Annotated in this window: 16 protein-coding genes; 10 read left to right on the plus strand and 6 right to left on the minus strand. The window is 38.3% G+C overall.

Annotated features, from left to right (window positions below; genetic code table 11):
* Positions 1 to 135: 135 nt before the first annotated feature.
* Together PR834_RS04860 and PR834_RS04865 are read left to right on the plus strand one after the other, a co-directional pair.
* The gene (locus tag PR834_RS04860; protein WP_094962407.1) at positions 136 to 843 is read left to right on the plus strand and encodes an oligogalacturonate-specific porin KdgM family protein; all 708 of its coding nucleotides are present in this window, start codon (positions 136 to 138) and stop codon (positions 841 to 843) included.
* A 32-nt stretch (positions 844 to 875) separates the two neighbouring features.
* Complete coding sequence (locus PR834_RS04865) at positions 876 to 2,993, plus strand: metallophosphoesterase family protein (protein ID WP_272536480.1); 2,118 nt, start codon at positions 876 to 878, stop codon at positions 2,991 to 2,993.
* 120 nt (positions 2,994 to 3,113) lie between these two features.
* Here the strand turns inward: PR834_RS04865 and PR834_RS04870 are convergent, their stop codons facing one another.
* From PR834_RS04870 to modE, 3 genes are all read right to left on the minus strand, one after another.
* Positions 3,114 to 3,941 carry a CPBP family intramembrane glutamic endopeptidase gene (locus PR834_RS04870; protein WP_272536481.1) on the minus strand — a complete coding sequence of 276 codons (828 nt, stop codon included), beginning with the start codon at positions 3,939 to 3,941 and terminating at the stop codon, positions 3,114 to 3,116.
* A 203-nt stretch (positions 3,942 to 4,144) separates the two neighbouring features.
* Positions 4,145 to 5,614, minus strand: a complete 1,470-nt coding sequence (gene modF, locus PR834_RS04875; RefSeq protein ID WP_004256733.1) for a molybdate ABC transporter ATP-binding protein ModF — start codon at positions 5,612 to 5,614, stop codon at positions 4,145 to 4,147.
* A 146-nt stretch (positions 5,615 to 5,760) separates the two neighbouring features.
* Positions 5,761 to 6,549 carry a molybdenum-dependent transcriptional regulator gene (gene modE, locus PR834_RS04880; protein ID WP_094962410.1) on the minus strand — a complete coding sequence of 263 codons (789 nt, stop codon included), beginning with the start codon at positions 6,547 to 6,549 and terminating at the stop codon, positions 5,761 to 5,763.
* A 218-nt stretch (positions 6,550 to 6,767) separates the two neighbouring features.
* On the opposite strand from modE, the gene PR834_RS04885 reads away from it, so the two are divergent.
* Complete coding sequence (locus tag PR834_RS04885) at positions 6,768 to 6,920, plus strand: AcrZ family multidrug efflux pump-associated protein (protein ID WP_004256731.1); 153 nt, start codon at positions 6,768 to 6,770, stop codon at positions 6,918 to 6,920.
* A gap of 84 nt (positions 6,921 to 7,004) precedes the next feature.
* On the opposite strand, the gene PR834_RS04890 is transcribed toward PR834_RS04885, so the two are convergent.
* Positions 7,005 to 8,081, minus strand: a complete 1,077-nt coding sequence (locus PR834_RS04890) for an ElaD/SseL family deubiquitinase (protein ID WP_262960927.1) — start codon at positions 8,079 to 8,081, stop codon at positions 7,005 to 7,007.
* Positions 8,082 to 8,357: 276 nt separating this feature from the next.
* Here PR834_RS04890 and modA point away from each other — a divergent pair, with 276 nt between their 5' ends.
* From modA to modC, 3 genes are read left to right on the plus strand one after another with little or no spacing between them, the layout of a single operon-like run.
* Positions 8,358 to 9,134, plus strand: a complete 777-nt coding sequence (gene modA / locus PR834_RS04895; RefSeq protein ID WP_096864111.1) for a molybdate ABC transporter substrate-binding protein — start codon at positions 8,358 to 8,360, stop codon at positions 9,132 to 9,134.
* A 25-nt stretch (positions 9,135 to 9,159) separates the two neighbouring features.
* The gene (modB, locus tag PR834_RS04900; RefSeq protein WP_272536505.1) at positions 9,160 to 9,849 is read left to right on the plus strand and encodes a molybdate ABC transporter permease subunit; all 690 of its coding nucleotides are present in this window, start codon (positions 9,160 to 9,162) and stop codon (positions 9,847 to 9,849) included.
* Between the two features lies 1 nt (position 9,850).
* Positions 9,851 to 10,918, plus strand: a complete 1,068-nt coding sequence (gene modC, locus PR834_RS04905) for a molybdenum ABC transporter ATP-binding protein ModC (protein WP_181489509.1) — start codon at positions 9,851 to 9,853, stop codon at positions 10,916 to 10,918.
* 118 nt (positions 10,919 to 11,036) lie between these two features.
* On the opposite strand, the gene PR834_RS04910 is transcribed toward modC, so the two are convergent.
* Positions 11,037 to 12,521: a mannitol dehydrogenase family protein gene (locus tag PR834_RS04910; protein WP_272536482.1), complete on the minus strand. Its 1,485-nt coding sequence runs from the start codon at positions 12,519 to 12,521 to the stop codon at positions 11,037 to 11,039.
* 467 nt (positions 12,522 to 12,988) lie between these two features.
* Between PR834_RS04910 and PR834_RS04915 the strand changes: the two genes are divergently transcribed.
* From PR834_RS04915 to PR834_RS04930, 4 genes are all read left to right on the plus strand, one after another.
* Positions 12,989 to 14,326, plus strand: coding sequence for an MFS transporter (locus tag PR834_RS04915; RefSeq protein ID WP_004256715.1), 1,338 nt, complete (start codon positions 12,989 to 12,991; stop codon positions 14,324 to 14,326).
* 40 nt (positions 14,327 to 14,366) lie between these two features.
* Positions 14,367 to 15,110 (plus strand): glucosamine-6-phosphate deaminase, encoded by a 744-nt coding sequence (locus tag PR834_RS04920; RefSeq protein ID WP_004256714.1) that lies wholly within the window; start codon positions 14,367 to 14,369, stop codon positions 15,108 to 15,110.
* Positions 15,111 to 15,134: 24 nt separating this feature from the next.
* Positions 15,135 to 16,166: an N-acetylglucosamine-6-phosphate deacetylase gene (locus PR834_RS04925; protein ID WP_004256698.1), complete on the plus strand. Its 1,032-nt coding sequence runs from the start codon at positions 15,135 to 15,137 to the stop codon at positions 16,164 to 16,166.
* 229 nt (positions 16,167 to 16,395) lie between these two features.
* Positions 16,396 to 17,571 carry an ROK family protein gene (locus PR834_RS04930; RefSeq protein ID WP_094962416.1) on the plus strand — a complete coding sequence of 392 codons (1,176 nt, stop codon included), beginning with the start codon at positions 16,396 to 16,398 and terminating at the stop codon, positions 17,569 to 17,571.
* A 121-nt stretch (positions 17,572 to 17,692) separates the two neighbouring features.
* Here PR834_RS04930 and PR834_RS04935 read toward each other — a convergent pair whose 3' ends face one another.
* Positions 17,693 to 18,511: a pyridoxal phosphatase gene (locus PR834_RS04935; RefSeq protein ID WP_004256692.1), complete on the minus strand. Its 819-nt coding sequence runs from the start codon at positions 18,509 to 18,511 to the stop codon at positions 17,693 to 17,695.
* Positions 18,512 to 18,636: the final 125 nt, after the last annotated feature.

Below are 18,636 nucleotides of genomic sequence, written 5' to 3' on the forward strand. Positions count from 1 at the left end.
CTTTTAAGTTATTTAAAAGGATGGGATGGTTTTTTTCTAAAAATATAAGGGGTATATCTATAAATAAAAGATAGATAATGAATCATTGTTTTAACGATTAAATAAAAAATAAATATTAATTATAGGAATCAGTTTATGAAAAACTTAACTCTAGGTATCTCTACATTATTATTTTGCACAGCAGCGAATGCGACATATATTGACTATCGTCATGAATGGTTAGGGGATGAACATCGCCATGAAGACCGTGTCAAAATTGGCCATAGCATGCAAAATGGAACTTATTTTAGCCTTGAAGGAAAATGGAGAAGTCGAGATGGTGGTTTTGGTGAAAACCTATCATCAAAAGGAAATGAGGTTGAAGTTGGTTATAAATATAAAGCCACAAAAGATTTTGTTTTAACACCTTCTTTTGCTTTAGATTCAGGAGATAAAGATACGGCTTATAAATTCAGTGTCAAAGCTGCCTATAATTTAACGGATGATTTTAATATTGGAACTCGTTTACGTTATGGCGTAAGACATTATGATAACTCTAATAAGCCTAAAAAAGATAATCAGCATTATTGGCAGAGTAATTTTTATTTAGGTTATAAGCTGCAAGATTTTTCATTAAGTTATGACTTTGAATATAAATTTAATACTGATTATCCTGCATATAAAGGTAAAGAAAAGGATTATGCACATAATCTGAATGTGTCTTGGGTTGGTAATAAGACATGGGTTCCTTATGTTGAATTAGGGTATGTGTCCTATGATGATGGTTCATATGTCAAAAATGGACAAACTTACCGTGATGCATGGCAGTGGCGTTATCGCGTTGGCATTGCATATAACTTCTGATAGAAATAGTTAATTATCTAAAGGGAACAAATATGAACAATAAATTAAAATATAGTTTTGCCCTTGCATTAATGTCCATTGGAACTGTCGCAATGGCAAATGCCCCTACGGCTCAACCTTATAATTATCGCGTCGCGTTTATGCCTGATATCCATTTTCATGATGTATATGGGCAGTTTGCTGATAATGCATTTGAAGGATTAAAAAATAGTAAAAGTGGTCAAAATGCCGTTATTCGTTCTATGTATGCACAATTAACATCTACGCGTTTATTTAATGAAAACTATTTTGCTCTACGTGCTGCACTTGATGATGCAGGTAAGAAAGGTATTAAACTTATTGCATTACCTGGTGATTTTACTGATGACGGCCAACCTATTCACTTACGTGGGTTAGTAAAAGTATTGCAAGAGTACGAGCAAAAATATGGTATGCGTTTCTTTGCTACACCAGGGAATCATGATCCGAACCGTCCATTTGATATACCAGCAGGAAAAGAAGATTTTCTTGGAACTGATGGTAAAACGCAGCGTATCTTTAGTTTAGGGGCAAGTGAGTGTACGGGATATAAAGGAAAGACTGCCGTTATAGAAACGGGAGCTGAGCTGCCAACAATTTGCTCTGAAGAGATGGTATATAGTGGTTATGGTCGAGTGATGGATGCAATGAAATCATTTGGTATTAATCCGTTACCAGAAGATATTTATTGGGAAACACCATACTCAAACTATGGTTCTCAAGGTTACAACTATGAAGCAGCCTTAAAAGCCAGTGATTTTAACCAAAGGCAGTATGAAATTTGTACTCAAGGAACAGGCGGTAAATATAAACAAGAGGGATATGGGCCTTGTTTTAATGTTGCAGACAGCAGTTACCTTGTTGAGCCTATTCCTGGTTTGTGGTTAATGGCCGTTGATGCCAATGTCTATGTTCCTTCTGAAAAAGCAGATATTAATCATCCTAAAGCAGCTAAAAACTTTGCAGGGTCGGGGAATGCGGGTTACAACAAAATGTTGACACACAAACAACAGACTGTTGAGTGGATGGCAGATGTTGCAAAGCGCGCGAAAGAGCAAAATAAAACATTAATCACGTTTAGCCATTTCCCGATGGTTGAATTTGATAATGGTGCAGCAGATGACCTTGAAACCATTTTTGGCAAAGGTAAATTTCAGTTAGAAAGGGCACCAAAAGAAGACACTAGCCATGCAATGGCAAAAACAGGTATCGGTGTTCATGTTGGCGGTCATATGCATTTTAATGATACAGGTGTACGTAAGTATTCGGATGGCAGCTTACTTTTTAATATTCAAGCTCCTTCAATGGCTGCATATGTTCCTGCTTATAAAATATTGAATTTTAGAAATGCGAATGAAATTGATGTACAAACCATTGTAATAGAAGATGTTCCTCGGTTTGATGAGTTATTTGAGCACTATCAGCAAGAGTGGGAACACCTCAAAAATACTAATTCGTCGCATCTTTGGAATAAAGATATCTTAAGCGCAAATAATTATTATGACTTCACTAACTGGCATATTACTGAACTGACACGTTTACGTTTTATTCCTGAGGAATGGCCATGTGAAATTCGTCAAATGTTATTTAGTTTGAATGGCGAAGAGATGCTTATTTTAAGCCAGTTAGATACTAAGAAAGCTTATAATGAAGTATTAACGGCACCATTGAGTCAAAATCATGAAATTTGCGCTAAAGACCCGGGAACTGTCAATGTCACCGAAATCTACTTGAATAAAGACTCCGATGCATGGAAAAAAGCCAGTGATAAAGCTGCTACTCTTGCTAAAAATACAGGGTATCAGTTAAATGATTTTGCAAAATGGAATGGTTTTGACCTTGCTGTGGATTTTTATCGTTTACGTAATGCAGACGAGCTTGCGTTGCAAGATATACCTGTAGAAAGATTAAACCAATATCGATTCCTCACAGGAACCTTGTTATCGTCATTACCAAATGAGACTGATAAAATTAACGCGGATAGTTCATTTGAGAATATTTTTAAATTACGCTTTGGCAGTATTTTCACTGTAATTGATAAATATCTACAAGGAAATCCAAGTCGAGATTTTTATCTTAATATTGAGTCTGGGGAAATTAAGCCAATGAATGTTAATCAAACTAGTCATTAGATTAACGATAGATAACATGGTTATAATAATGAAAAATCACTAACATTATTCGTGTTAGTGATTTTTTACGGTGAAGATCATCCAATTTTTGAGTGATTATGAATTTTTAATTAGTTAACATTAATTAGAAACCAACTTAATTGGATAAGTAAAAAATAACAGATGTCCCAAATTTAACCCGAAGTGAATCGATACAGCAAACCATAATTTACCACTCCACATCCAAGCTAGGCCATAAATCAAACCCGCTAATGTAGCAAAGAGAATTAACAGTGCTCCACCTGCAAAATGCACGGCGCCAAATAACAGTGAGGTAATCACTAGTGCTAGGTAAGGAGACCTCAACCAAAGGGTTAGACGTTGTTGCAAATAGCCACGAAATAGCGCTTCTTCAGCTAATGAAACAAAAAGTAGGTTACAGAGCACAAAAGCAGGTAACCAACTAGGAAAATGCCATTCAAAGGCTAATCCGCCAGCAGCAGTTGCGACCAGAAATAAAAGTGGCATAGAAATAACCAGCAGTGCCCATTGAATTTTAGTTGCATGCTTGGCTGGCCGACAGACAAATAACGTTGGTAAGCAGGCGAGTAAAATAAAAGGGACGAGTGCCTTATCAAAATTAAAATACATTGTGAAAGGGGCGCTATGTTCCCCTACGGTAACGTTATCGAGATATCTCAGGTTATTAAACCCAGGGAATAAGTGAATAAATAACCCAATCGTACAGATTAGTAAGATGATTTCACTAATAATTTTGGTGGATAGATAGTGTTGGAAACGCAAACGAATAATGGCAATTATTGTAATACAAACCAATAGTAGAACCGCTTGCCAATCAATAACGTGTGTAAGTGCTGCGGTAATAATTGTGCAAGCGAGTAAAAAAAGAGCAATTAAACGGTGTGTTGCAAGTACTGCAAGTGAAGAGGCTAACATTAACCAAGCCATAAAAAATATCCATTATGATGTCTAAATTATTAGAATAGGCGCAGTGTAATGATTTTATGTGAATTTTCTAATTTAAAATAACCTAAAAAATATAAATAAAATAAAATCAAAGAGTTATTTGTGTATAACTTAGTTACCATCTATTAAACATTAGATTAATTTGCCAACAGTTTCATCGTGTCTATTGGCAAATAAGTCAAAAATTAAAGTTTTTCAATATCGTAACGGTATTTCCCATTATCAGGGACAAAAGTGAGCCGATGTGTAATACAAGCAGGGGCGTCTTCTTGATGATGGCTGACGAATAAGAGTTGTGTGTTACCTTGTCTTAGCATTACATCAATAAACCGCAGAACTAACAACCTGTTAAGGCCATCAAGCCCTTGCAATGGCTCATCTAGAATAAGCATAGCAGGGTGTTTAACTAGTGCTCGAGCTATCAAGACTAAGCGCTGCTGCCCCCACGAAAGACTGTGGAAAGGTTGTTGAGCTGTTTGCGTAGAAAAACCTAACAGCGCTAGCCATTCATACGCTAATTGTATTTGACGATCAGAGGGGGTTTGGTACAAGCCAATAGAATCATGAAAACCGGAAATAATGACATTGAGTACACTGGTTGCGACACGGTATTCTTGGTGAATGCTATTGCTGACGTAACCAATATGGCGCTTAATATCCCATATGGTTTCTCCTGACCCACGACGGTGACCAAATAAGGTTAAGTCATTACTATACCCTTGAGGGTGATCTCCTGTAATCAAGCTCAATAAGGTGGATTTTCCAGCGCCATTTTCACCGATAATTTGCCAGTGTTCGTTTGGGTTTACCTGCCAATTTAAACCGTGCAAGATCGGTTTGTCATTGTAGCTAACAGTTCCATTTTTCAAAATAATACGAGGTGTCGTGTCATCCAGTTTTTCATCTGCGGTTGGAGCCTCAGTTTCAGGGATAGAAAGCTGTTTAATTTTCTCACTATGCTGTAATTGCGTTATTAGCGTGTTAGCAAGTACTGACTCCCTATTTCCCACCATTGCTAGTTTGCAATCAGCGACAACACCTATGTTTTCAATAAAATCAGGGAGTTCATCAAAGCGGTTCAACACTAACACTAAAGTTAAGCCTTTTTCAGACAAACTTGATAGTAGTTCGCTGAGCTGACTTCTTGAATAAACATCTAGGCCATCAAATGGCTCATCAAGGATCAGTAAGTCAGGATTACCCATCAATGTTTGGCATAACAGTACTTTGCGAGTTTCACCCGTAGAAAGGTACTTAAACCGACGAGACAACAAGTCACTGATACCGAAGCGAGCGGCAAGCTCAAGGCAGTATTCATTGTCCTTATGGTTAAATTGAATGATTTCAGCTGCTGTATATCCCGTGTCATCTTCATCATCACTGAGCATATCTGTATTATTGCGCTGCCACTCTTCATTAATGATTTTTTGTAATTGTTCAAATGATAGACGAACAGGAGAGGTGAATGTATTTTTTACGACACCAGAAAGAGGAGGGAGCTCATTGGAAAGTACTCGAGCAAGTGATGATTTACCACTACCATTGGCACCAATAAAAGCCCAATTTTCCCCTTTTTCGATGTTAAGTTGCTGAATGTCTAAAGTCTGAATTTCGCTGAGCTTAAAGTTGCCATGTTGTATTGTTATTGTGCTCATCAAGCTTCCTTATCATGATTATTTACCTTGTCATCTATCACAAATAATCAGGATTGAAGCTAAAGTCAACAACAGAACGATATGATAAGGAAAAAAGGTGAATGCTTACTTACTTTTATTGTAAGTAAGCAGGGCAAACTAGCAAATTAGCAAAGTGTGGCAACAATCACTTGGTCCGCATTGAATAACGCCATAACGCTATTATTCACTTTCAAAGATTGGGCATCGATTTCGCTATTTGGCATAGTTGAACATAAAGTTTCACCGCCTGTGAGTGTCACAATCACTTCACTGTTCTCATCACCCCGCTCTAAAGTGGTAATTTTGCCTTCAAGGCGGTTATCAAAGCCTGTTGGGTTAGGTTGTTTAGTAATTTTGACCCAAGGTGCTTTAATCAATGCAAGCACTTCTTTCCCTTCTGTTAACCCTAAACGGTTAGCGCTTTGCTCTGTTAGTGCGGCATTAATCACAGTGCTGTTATCGGCTAAGCGAATTTGTACATGTTGTTGAACTTGCATATGGTCACGGGAAATTAAAGTACCAAAAAATTGGTTACGGGCACTGGTTTGCAATGAAAACCGTGAAATAGCCGCCAATAAGCTGTCTAAAGGGAGATTATCTTCTTTGAGTACATCGAAGGCTTTTTGTTGAATTTGCGCCAGTAAATCATAAAGTTGAAGTAATCTTTCACCATAGTGGGTGAGTGTTGTGCCGCCACCGCCTTTACCACCTGTTGCTCTATCAACAAGGATATCATCAGTGAGTTGATTCATTTCATTGATGGCATCCCAAGCACTTTTATAGCTGATCCCTGCGAGTTTAGCGCCTTGGCTGATTGACCCTGTCGCTTTAATTTGTTTTAGTAGCGCGATACGGCGAGGATCAGCAAATAAACTGCCCTGTAGTTTCAGTGTGAGTAAAATTTCGGCCTGCATAAATTTCTCCCTTCCGGCGTGTCTGGTGATGACAGACGTAAAAAGCACGTTTAGTATGTCGTTAGTATAATATTTTGTCTAAAATAGTCTCCATTATAACGTAATTGTGCGTTATTATTTTGATTTGATTTATACTCAATATACTGAGAGTCAAGTTTTCCCTCGTCAGCGTATCTTGTAGGCTGGTGGGTACAGTATCACTGAAGAGGCTTTTTCCTATGTTAGAACTAATTAAAAGTTTGGGTTTTGCCCTGATGATGGTTCCAGTTGTTATGTTTTTGATCATGGGTTTGATCTACGGTTTGGGCGCGTTCTTTAACTTACTGTCTAAAGCACACGTACCTCATCATCATAATACTGAAAACAAGTAATTTTTAACAAAATTTCTTGTCTGACTGATTATAGACCCCCTGATTGTAAATGCAGTCAGGGGGTTTTTCATATAGCAGTGGGCATTATAATGATGGATATTGGCTATCATGGTAATTTGAATATAGCTGTCTGCGGTTTTGAATATTAAACTCTTTTTGTTCAGCCATCGTCTTTTTTATAAAACTTTCTTGAAATTCTTTTAATGTATAATAAGGATCTTGCTGAGTATTTTCAGTGAGTTGCTTAATAGCTTCAACAACGAATAATCCACATCCGTTAGGGACTTGTTGTTGGATGTTTCCTTCTATGTAAGTGATATCTTCTTCAGCGACATCGGCCTTTTTTGCTGCCACTGTTATTTCTTTTCGAATATCGGTACTCACGTTATCGTATGAATTAAATAGAATGCATTTTCTTTTATTATTCGCTGATTGATTATTATCCGCTGGTTGATGTATTGGATCTGCTTGATAGAGTACAAACAAGACCCAATGGTTATCATTGACATTGATAGGGAATAATTCGAATTGTTTTAATTTTACACTCTCAGGGGCTTTTTGTTCAATTATCTCTGCTAATAAATTGTCCCCGCTTTGGATGAGGCCTATTGGGCTATTGACCATCATATTTGATGGCAAAGTTGGGTTATTTTTATTACTTGAATCAATCTCATCACTTGTTGTCATCCTGTTATTATCCCAAAGAGTAGATTCCTCGGGTTCATTTTTCATCAATAGTTTAGTTAAACTAATTTTATCAATAACTTTTTCTATTGCAGATCCGACAATATAAAGGAGCTTAGAAGGGGTCGTTAGTTTCGAATCTTTTAGGTGTTTTTTGATTTTTGTATTAAGGTGTAATTGATATAATTTTTTGCTAGTTTCTTGTATTTCTTTATCTATACCTTTCTTTGCAGGCAGCTTTCCACTAAATAAATCAAACAGAATATTTTCTGCTTTTCTTCCTTCGTTGTCTTGCCGTAGAGCGATATTGTGTAATAAATCGATACTCTCTAAGTTCCCATTACCCGCTGATTCTGCTAAGGAAGCTAAAGCTTCAGGGGAAATATTTTTTTCAAATAACCCATTAAATTGCTCAATGGTTAATCCACTCATATAGTGAGCTTGGGTTGGAGAAAGCGCTGTCGGTTGAATAGCCATATTATCTCCTCTGTTTTTATCTATCTGCAAAAGTTGGATAAAATATTCAATTGTGTACGATTTGTGCCGATAAAGTTACAAAGGATATAAATTGTTCTCTATATAAAAACGATTTTACGGCTGAGGAATTTTTCATCGTTCGTGGGATTTTAGAGAAAACATGCAACAAAATTGCATCATTTCTTGCGCCAGCACACTTTTATTACGAGTTTGACTTTAAGTTATCGCTGTGTCCTGTTATATATAACGTGTCGATTAATACTAGGGTAGATAAAAATGAAAAAAGGTTTGGTATCACTTCTCGCTGGCGCAACATTGACGTTAACGATGGCTAGCAATAGCTTTGCAGCTGATAAAATTACGGTTTTTGCAGCGGCTTCTCTAACTAATGCACTGAATGAAATTTCTGAGCAATATAAGAAAGACACTAAAGTAGAGGTTGTTGCATCCTATGCGTCTTCTTCAACGCTGGCTCGTCAAATTGAGCAAGGTGCCCCCGCTAATTTATTCATTTCGGCTGACCAGCAATGGATGGATTATGCTATCGATAAAAAATTGATGGTAGAAGATACACGCTATACATTATTAGGTAATGAATTGGTGTTAATTGCACCGAAAGATGCCAAAATTGATAAAGTTGAAATTAATAAACAAACTGATTGGAAAAAACTGTTAGATGGTGGTCGTTTAGCCGTTGGTGACCCTGACCATGTCCCTGTTGGTATTTATGCCAAAGAAGCATTAAGCAACTTAGGTGCATGGGAAACAGTTGACCCGCTGTTAGCACGTACAAATAACGTGCGTAGTGGTATGGCATTGGTTGAGCGCCAAGAAGCGCCTTTAGGTATTGTATATGGCTCTGATGCTGTCGCTAGCCAAAAAGTCAAAGTGGTAGGTGTCTTCCCTGCTGATACCCATAAACCTGTTGAATACCCAATGGCAATTGTTAAAGATCAAGATAACAAAGCAACCCGTGATTATTATGAATACTTGAAAACCCCAGCGGCTTCAGAAGTATTCAAACGTTATGGTTTTGAACCTCGTACTAAATAAATGTTAAGAGAGTATTTTTTTGCAGATGTTAAGTCCTTATGAATGGGAAGCGATTTATCTAAGTCTAAAAGTATCCAGTGTGGCTGTAATTTTCAGTTTGCCATTGGGTATTTTAATGGCATGGGTATTGGTTCGCTGTAATTTTCCTGGAAAAACACTGCTCGATAGTATTATTCATCTACCACTGGTATTGCCGCCAGTGGTAGTGGGGTATTTATTATTGATCAGTATGGGTAAACGCGGTTTTATCGGTGAATGGTTATATAACTGGTTTGGCTTTAGTTTTACCTTTAGTTGGCGGGGGGCTGCGCTTGCGTCTGCTGTGGTTGCGTTTCCACTGATGGTGCGTGCGATCCGTTTGGCGCTTGAAGCGGTTGACCAAAAATTGGAATTAGCCGCGAGGACATTAGGCGCAACACCGTTACGTGTCTTTTTCACGATCACCATTCCGCTTTCTCTTCCCGGTATTATTGTCGGAACAGTATTAGCATTTGCACGTTCACTTGGTGAATTTGGCGCCACAATTACTTTTGTTTCGAATATACCAGGTGAAACACAAACCATCCCATTAGCGATGTACACCTTAATTGAAACGCCAGGGGCTGAGGTAGACGCTGTACGTTTATGTGTGATTGCGATTATTTTAGCCTTGATTTCATTACTGATTTCAGAGTGGCTCACCCGTTGGGGTAAAAAGCGTTTGGGGGTGGCTTAGCATGTTAGAACTCGACTTTTCTCAAAAACTAGGGGACTTGCAGCTTGAAGTCACAACGCAATTGCCAACGGAAAGTATTACTGCCGTTTTTGGGCTTTCAGGCGCTGGTAAAACCTCGCTTATCAATGTGATAGGTGGGTTAACTAAACCTAATACAGGGCGTGTTGTATTAAATGGCCGTACATTGGTGGATATGGAAAAAGGTATTTGCTTACCACCTGAACAACGCCATATCGGTTATGTATTTCAAGATGCACGGCTATTTCCCCATTATCGGGTGAAAAGCAATTTGCGTTATGGCATGTCACCCGTAATGAAAGATCGCTTCGATGATATTGTTGAATTATTAGGGATTGAAAAATTACTCAATCGCTACCCTATAACTCTTTCTGGTGGTGAAAAACAACGTGTCGCTATCGGACGGGCGCTATTAACAGCCCCTGAAATTCTCCTAATGGATGAGCCATTAGCCTCTTTGGATTTACCCAGAAAGCGTGAATTGCTGCCGTATTTAGAAAAGCTTTCTCAAGACGTTAAAATTCCCATTTTATATGTTAGCCATAGTTTGGATGAAATTTTGCGTCTGGCTGACAAAGTGATTGTCATGGCGCAAGGAAAAGTTAAAGCTTTTGGCGCTTTGGAAGATGTTTGGGCAAGCAGTGCTTTGCGCCCTTGGTTACAGCAAGAAACGTTAAGCAGTGTGGTAAGTGCAAAGGTGCATAGCCAACACCCTGATTATGAAATGACAGCGGTGATTGTAGGTAGCCAAAAACTGTGGATCCCACGCGTTGAAGCCCAACAAGGTGTTGATGTGCGTATACGTATTGACGCCGCTGATGTTTCTTTGGTGCTTGAAAAACCGCAAGTGAGCAGTATTCGTAATATTTTAGCCGCAGAAGTGGTTGAATGGATTGAAGATGGCGAGCAAGTAGATGTGAAGCTAGATTTAGGCGAAGAACATTATTTATGGGCGCGGATCACTCGCTGGGCAAGGGATGAGCTTTCTATTCGCAAAGGGCGTAAAGTTTATGCGCAAGTGAAGTCGGTGTCACTTTCCCGCCATTTATAGCAAGGACATATTTTTCTCTTTTATCCAAAAAGTAATCAATAAGAGATATCGCAGCTTACGTATAAAATACGATATCTCCTTTCATAGATTAATTTTTATGTATAAATAAAGTTAATCTCTACTTTACTGTTTGCTGTAGATAGTGCTTAACTGTTTCACGAGCGCCAACAGAGATTAGCTGCTGATAGGCTGTTTTTACATTTTTGACGATATCTTGATTTTGAGAAAACTCAAGTGGAAAGATAGCGTTAATTGCTAAAAGCCTATCAACAGCTTCCAAACCAACCCCACATAGGTGATAGATTTCAGCAAATTTATGTTGTAAAGGATCCTTAATATCTATTGCATTACCTTGCTCATCTTGTCCACTGACATATTTCATCCAGGCAGCAACTCCGAGAGCGAGAAATGTATAGTCTGAGCCGTGCTTTTGATGCCACATTATTGAGTCTAGTAAGCGTTGAGGTAATTTTTGGCTCCCATCAGCCGCAATTTGTGCAGTTTTATGTTTGATTGTCTTGTTAGAAAAACGCTTTATTAAAGTTTGTGTATATTGTAATAGGGTTGTATTGTCAGGGATGAAAAGTGTAGGTGCTTGTTCGTTTATTATTAAGCTGTACGCCGCTCTACTGTAATCAGAGTTTTGCATAGCATCGGAAATAAATTCATAACCACCTAAGTAACCTAGATAAGCAAGAAAAGAGTGGCTTCCGTTTAGCATACGTAATTTCATCATTTCATAGGGTGTGACATCAGGCACAAATTGAGCACCGACATGCTGCCAGTCTGGTCTACCATTCACAAAATTATCTTCAATAACCCACTGGCGAAATGATTCACAAATGATGGCACATGGGTCATCTCTGCCAATTAATTGTTTAATTTCTGCATATGATTCTTGAGTCATGGCTGGGACAATTCGATCAACCATTGTACTTGGGAATGAAATGTGTTGATCAATCCATTGCGCTAGTTGTTTATCTTGTTGAGCGGCTAAACCAACAATAGCACGCCGTGCGGCCTCACCATTTTTACGAATATTATCACAAGAAAGAATGGTAATAGGGGGTTGTTGTCGTTGAAAACGTAAACGAAGTGACGCGACGATATAACCTAAAACCGATCGTGGTTTTGTTGGGTGTGCGATGTCATGTTGTATGTTGGGGTGTGACAAATTCAACAGGTCTGTTGCAGGAGAAAGGCAATAGCCTTTTTCTGTGACCGTTAATGAAATAATTGCTGTATCAGGGGAAGCCATCTTTTCTACCACAGCATCTATGCCATCAATGCGTGGATGCATTGCTTCTTTTATCACCTTAATCGTTCTAACGGTCGATTTTTCTTCGTCTTTTTCAAGTAAAGTGTAATGGCCGTTATATTTATTTAATTGATTAATTAACACAGCTCCGCTATCGGACATCAAATTAATTTCACAATATCCCCAATTAGAGAGAAATTGTTCAAATAATAAGTGAGTGTAAAGAGCTTGATGAGCTCGATGAAATGCACCACAACCAAGGTGAACGATACGGGGAACGAGCAATGGTTTAACTTCTTGAACGGGCTGGAAAGTTTGATTATTTAAGTGAGGGGTATGTGGCATAACTCGATCCTTATAATAGAAGCAATCAATGTAGAGTAAAGACATTTCAATATGGCAAATTAAATATTAAAAAACAAATGTGTTTTTAAATTAATTGGCGGTTATAGAGAGATTATTTATAATCAAATATCTTTTATATTATAAATATATTTTTAATTGAGCAGGGGTTATTTTAATGGTTACAATGTCTTTTTTGTTATATCTATTTGATTTTTCTTATAATGCTAATTGTTTGTTTGTGTTTTTAATAAAAAATTAAAATAAAATTAAAATAAATTATTTTAAATAAAAGTATATGTTTTATCATTGAAATATGATTTCGATCTCATTTCTAAATAATTTAAGAACGATCGTGTTCTAAATTCCGTTTAATAGTGCTAATTTCAATAGTGCGCGCTTTTTGTCCGTTTTGTTTGAACAAAACATACCTCAAATAATGTATTCCTAAAATAAATGTAGGGGGCAGTATGAGTGACACTATTTCAGAACAATTAGCTACCGATACTGCAGCTGATAAGCCAGCTGCAGATAAAAAAACGATTAGAAAAGTGATGATGGCTAGCGTGTCAGGAACGGTCATAGAGTGGTACGACTATTCATTGTATGGTGCAGCAGCAGGGCTAGTGATCAATAAACTTTACTTTCCGAATCTATCACCCACAATTGCAACATTAGCAGCGTTTCTTACCTTTGCTGTAGGCTTTATTTCACGTCCTTTAGGGGGGGTAATAATAGCTCATATAGGAGATAGATACGGGCGCAAACCAGCTCTTATTTTTGCCATTGTTTTAATGGGGATCGCAACACTCGCTCTTGGATTACTTCCGACTTATTACCACATTGGCATTTGGGCCACGATTGCATTAGTTGTAATCAGATTAATGCAAGGTTTTGGTTCAGGCGCTGAGCTAGCAGGTGCCCAAACTTTTGTTGCGGAATATGTCCCTATGAAGCAGCGGGGGTTTTATACCTCGTTAATTAATGCATCTACAGGGATCGCCATTCTATTGTCGACTGCCGCTTTTTTTGCTGTATCACAACTCCCTGATGATGCCTTTATGAGCTGGGGTTGGCGTGTTCCTTTCTTGCTATCTATCGTTTTATTTATTGTCGCTATTTATATTCGCAAGCAATTGGATGAAACCCCTGAATATGTTAAATCAGTCGAAAAAGCAGAGAAAGATAAAAAAGAGCAAAAAATTCCGATTAAAGAATTATTTATTCATAGTCGAAAAAATTTACTCTGTGGTTTTTTTAGTTTGGCGGGGCATCAAGCAAATGGTTATGTACTTAGTGTATTCAGTATTAGCTACCTCACTAATACGTTAGGAATGGAAAAATCTGATGGATTGATGGCATTAATGGTCGCTGTACTTGTTAATACAGTCATGACGCCTGTTATGGGGAAATTAACTGATAAATATGGCACAACTACAATCTTCTCATTCGGCGCTATTTTCTTAGGGGCTTTTGCGTTCCCATTATTTTGGTTCCTTGGCAGTGGTAGTTTAGTACTGGCAACACTGGGTATGTGTATTGCTTATGGTATTGGCCATGGCGCGACATCAGGAGCTCAAGGCGCATTCTTAGCTAATCTATTCCCAACACAATATCGTTATTCAGGTATTGCACTTTCTCGTGAACTAAACAGTGTTATTTTTGCAGGCTCAACCCCAGTTATTGCAGCTGCTTTAGTTTCTGTTGGAGATGGAAAACCGACTTATGTTGTTTACTACTTGATTTTCTGCTGTGTGCTGACATTAATCGCCGTGCAAATGGCCAGAAAATTAAAACAACACCAATAAGATACAGATTAAATTTTTACTTATTTAGTATGAGGTTCATATGGATATTATTGTTTCTGAAGATAAACAAATGTTAGGTAAAAAGGCCAGCCAAGCGGGAGCACTTGCGATTAAACAGGCGCTTAGTAAAAAAGCAGATGTCGCCATTATCGTCGCAACAGGAGCTAGCCAATTTGAAATGCTGGAAAATTTAATTAATGAAGATATTGATTGGTCTCGGATTACTATTTTTCATTTAGACGAGTATATTGGCCTGAATGAAGGACATCCGGCTAGTTTTCGCCGTTACTTACAAGAACGACTTGTCAATAAATTGCCATCACTGAAGCAATTTATTGGGGTAAATGGTTCTGCTGAGAATATAGAAAAAGAAATTCAGAGGCTAAATCATATTATTCGCCAGTATGACATTGATGTCTGTTTTGCAGGAATAGGAGAAAATGCACACTTAGCGTTTAATGACCCACCTGCAGACTTTAACGTGAGCTCGCCTTATCTTGTGGTTAACCTTGATGAAGCATGTAGAAAACAGCAATTGGGCGAAAAGTGGTTTGCCCATTTGAATGAAGTACCTAAGCAAGCTATTTCTATGAGTATTTCGCATATTTTAAGTTCAAAAACTTTAATACTTAGCGTACCTGACTTACGTAAATCTATTGCAGTAAAAAATACAATAGAAGGTGAAATAACCAACCAAGTTCCTGCGTCAATTATTCAACAACATCAAGATTGCCGAATATTCTTGGATAAAGATTCTGCTTCCTTGTTAACAGGGCGCTATTAAGGAAAAGTATTGAGGGATCAAACGATGAAGGTAACCAGTGGACTATTTGATATTCAGGTAAATGGTTTTGCAGGTATTGATTTTAATGATGAAAATATTACTGCAGAAGCATTAGATTATGCACTAGATAAAATGTTAAAAACAGGAGTAACATTTTGTTTACCAACGTTAATTACAGCATCGGAGTCTTCTCTTATAGAGCGTTTTCGGGCATTAGATAAGGCCGTATCGAAAAGCCATCTTGGTAAACTTATGGTTCCTGGTTACCATTTGGAGGGGCCATTTATTAATCCAGAAGTGGGGTATGCGGGATGTCATCCTCCCTGCGATATTATTAAACCAGATATTAATTTGGTTGCTAGTTTAGAAAGAAAGGTTAGCAAGCCGATATTGCTAGTGACTTATGCTCCAGAGTTTGACCGGCAATTTCAATTTGTAAAACAGTTAGTTGCCATGGGGAAGTGTGTGGCGGTAGGGCACTCTAATATCAATTTTAGCCAAATGGAGGAAGCGGCCAAAGAGGGTGTTTGCATGAGTACACACTTAGGAAATGGTATTCCTCAATATTTACATAAATTGGAAAATACGCTTCAAGCTCAATTAAGTTGCGATGCTATTGGTGCCAGTTTTATTGCTGATGGAATACATATTCCATTTCCCGCATTAAAAAATTTATTACGAACTAAGACGGTCGCTAGGTCAATTTTAGTGACAGACGCTGTCAGCGCTGCAGGTTGTAATAAAGCAGGGAATTACCAATTTGCAGCGATGTCAATTGAACGTACTGATGATGGCACCGTGCGGGTTCCCGGGGAAGCTAATTTAGCGGGGTCTAGCCTGACATTAGACCAAGCGGTACGTAATATAGTGAACAATAAGATAGCAAGCTTTGATGAAGCTATTATGATGGCGACCACTAATCCACGCCATTATTTACAGCCCGCATTGATGAGGTGTGGAATAACCCCTCCAGTATCAGCAATTACCTGGGATGATCAACTAAATATTGTAAAGAGCACTATCAATCGTGAAGTTGTGCGTGAATATACATATTAATTACTTTAGCGTATTGTTTTAACCAGCAAAAGCCAGGCTGCCTTACCGCGTTCTGGCTTTTTTCTTTTATTAATAAGGATTGATTGACGATAGACCCTTGAGGCATACTTTATCGATAGTTATTTACCATTTTTCTGACTTGAGAAGGGGTAAGCTGTAGGTAGGTTGCCTATTCCTATTTGATGAATGGTGCAGGGACCTAGATTAAACGGCTTTATATCGAATTATTATGATATTAAAAACAACGACTGGCTTTTTATCACATTTACCGATCACTCAGTCTATTACAAATGATAAGGAACGTATTTTTTTTGCCATTTTAAATGGCCAAATCACGACACGTCGTGAAGCAGTAAAATTTCTGAATATCCGCTCAACTACCGTATCAGAACATGTTACTGAGCTTTTAGATAACCGTTTATTGACCGAAACAATCAGCCAACATTCAGGGCGAGGTCGGCCATCAATGATACTGGTAGTGAATCCTAATCGTTTAGTAACATTAGTTTTCCAAGTCATTAGCTTGTCATTACATGTTTTTGCTATCAATTTAGTTTCTAATGTCATTGCGCATGAGCAGCTTGAAGCATCACCTGAGTGTGATAGCCAAGCATTAGCCAGCAAAATTAGCCAACTTCACAAAAATATTCTGCAAAAAATACCGAGAACAGCGGAAGTTTCGGGGTGTGTCTTCTCTTTAGGGGGGTTATTTGATCGCAAAACTTATCATTGGATACATGCATCTCGTTGGCCTAGAATGAATAATTTAGATATCAAAAGTTTATTTCCCCCTGAGTATCGTGTTGTTTTATCAAGAACTTTGGACGACGAGTTAATGCTACATGTACTTGAGCGTCGCAAAAGTACGTTATTACTGCATTGGGGGTACGGTGTCGGGGTTGCCTTTAGTACCGCAGATAATTACATCAATATAGGTGGACATGCTTTTGGTGAAATAGGGCATTGGCATATCCCAGGGCAAAATAAGCCGTGTCAGTGTGGGCAAGTTGGGTGCTTAGAAACGGTTACTGCATTATGGGCAATTGGTCCAGATGTGCTTGCTGGTAAATTTAAAGCCCATGATGATGAAGAAAATGTGGCAGAAATTTTGGCTACTCATGATCTAGTTAATAATGCAACGATGCAGCAAGCTGTTTCTCATATGGCAAATGCAGCATCAAATATTTGTCGTGTATTTTTCCCTTCACGTTTAATTGTGTCGGGGCCTTTTGTGAAAAACCCGCAAATTTGGGCTGCGTTTTGTGAGAGCTTCCAACAGCAAAATCGTTTTTTTGGCCAATCATTACCGGAACTCTCAATGAGTCAGATGAGCCGAAACTCACGAATTTATGGCGCGGCCTTACCTGTATTAGAGCAAGCGTTAATCGAATTACTTACCCAATAAGTTGTATTGATTCATCAATTATGTAGAGTTTTTTCCGGTTACTGACAATCTTTAACCGAAAAGTATGGAGAGTGTCAGTAACCTGAATTGAACTAAGTTTTCTTGTTATTTCATAACCCCGTTAGAGAACGTATTTACGGATAACTTCAGCAATACCCGGCTCCGTGTTGATGCGAGTGACTAGCTTGGCTTGTTGCTTGATTTCATCAACGGCATTGCCCATTGCGACACCTAAACCTGCGGTTGTCAGCATACTTAAGTCATTAAAATTGTCACCGAAAGCCACAACATCATTCATCGTCATCCCTTGGGATTCGACCCACTCTTTTAAGCGTTGGCCTTTGCTATTGCCTTTGCGGCCGACATCAACCTGATCCATCCAAGACCATTCACAGTCCAAACCAAAATCATTTTCAATTTCGCTAACGACTCGATGAAGTTGCTCCGTATTTGGCGAGCTAACAGCAAATTTCCAAATAGAATCATAGTTATGCATCACATCAGCGTAATCTTCAACAAATTCAATGGTTGGACGCTGTGCAACAGGTAAGGATTCGGCCCAATTCAATGTACGTTTAATGCCTTCCGTTTGTGCGTTATAGAGCATTGCATTATCAACATACATTAAATGCTGAATATCTGTTCCACGCAGTTTGTCTATCATTTGTGTGACAGAATCGAGGGTCATAGGATCTGATTTTAGAACTTTTTTGCCTAAATAGTCGTATAGGTAGGTTCCATTACAACAAATGGCTGGAGTATCGAGATCTAAAGTTTGATAAAACGGATGAATCGCAACATGATGGCGGCCTGTGACAATGATCACTTTGACGCCTTGGCGGCGTGCTTCTTGTAAGGCTGCTAAAGATTCAGGCAGAATTTTCTTTTGGTGATCAAGCAGTGTTCCATCAAGATCGAGCGCAATAACGCGGTATGACATAAACGGCTCCACGTGATTTAGTTGTTACCTATCTTACTAAAGGGGTAGAGATAGGGAGATGATGAATTTAACGAATAACGAGAAATTATTGCTATAAAAATAGTCAACTTGATATGTTTTATCAT

Source organism: Providencia sp. PROV182 (assembly GCF_028480325.1).
GTDB lineage: Bacteria > Pseudomonadota > Gammaproteobacteria > Enterobacterales > Enterobacteriaceae > Providencia > Providencia hangzhouensis.

Excerpts from the sequence above, each read along its gene's own strand:
- PR834_RS04860 (WP_094962407.1), top strand. The coding sequence starts at position 136 with ATGAAAAACTTAACTCTAGGTATCTCTACATTATTATTTTGCACAGCA.
- PR834_RS04865 (WP_272536480.1), top strand. The coding sequence starts at position 876 with ATGAACAATAAATTAAAATATAGTTTTGCCCTTGCATTAATGTCCATT.
- PR834_RS04870 (WP_272536481.1), bottom strand. The coding sequence starts at position 3,941 with ATGGCTTGGTTAATGTTAGCCTCTTCACTTGCAGTACTTGCAACACAC.
- modF (WP_004256733.1), bottom strand. The coding sequence starts at position 5,614 with ATGAGCACAATAACAATACAACATGGCAACTTTAAGCTCAGCGAAATT.
- modE (WP_094962410.1), bottom strand. The coding sequence starts at position 6,549 with ATGCAGGCCGAAATTTTACTCACACTGAAACTACAGGGCAGTTTATTT.
- PR834_RS04885 (WP_004256731.1), top strand. The coding sequence starts at position 6,768 with ATGTTAGAACTAATTAAAAGTTTGGGTTTTGCCCTGATGATGGTTCCA.
- PR834_RS04890 (WP_262960927.1), bottom strand. The coding sequence starts at position 8,081 with ATGGCTATTCAACCGACAGCGCTTTCTCCAACCCAAGCTCACTATATG.
- modA (WP_096864111.1), top strand. The coding sequence starts at position 8,358 with ATGAAAAAAGGTTTGGTATCACTTCTCGCTGGCGCAACATTGACGTTA.
- modB (WP_272536505.1), top strand. The coding sequence starts at position 9,160 with ATGTTAAGTCCTTATGAATGGGAAGCGATTTATCTAAGTCTAAAAGTA.
- modC (WP_181489509.1), top strand. The coding sequence starts at position 9,851 with ATGTTAGAACTCGACTTTTCTCAAAAACTAGGGGACTTGCAGCTTGAA.
- PR834_RS04910 (WP_272536482.1), bottom strand. The coding sequence starts at position 12,521 with ATGCCACATACCCCTCACTTAAATAATCAAACTTTCCAGCCCGTTCAA.
- PR834_RS04915 (WP_004256715.1), top strand. The coding sequence starts at position 12,989 with ATGAGTGACACTATTTCAGAACAATTAGCTACCGATACTGCAGCTGAT.
- PR834_RS04920 (WP_004256714.1), top strand. The coding sequence starts at position 14,367 with ATGGATATTATTGTTTCTGAAGATAAACAAATGTTAGGTAAAAAGGCC.
- PR834_RS04925 (WP_004256698.1), top strand. The coding sequence starts at position 15,135 with ATGAAGGTAACCAGTGGACTATTTGATATTCAGGTAAATGGTTTTGCA.
- PR834_RS04930 (WP_094962416.1), top strand. The coding sequence starts at position 16,396 with ATGATATTAAAAACAACGACTGGCTTTTTATCACATTTACCGATCACT.
- PR834_RS04935 (WP_004256692.1), bottom strand. The coding sequence starts at position 18,511 with ATGTCATACCGCGTTATTGCGCTCGATCTTGATGGAACACTGCTTGAT.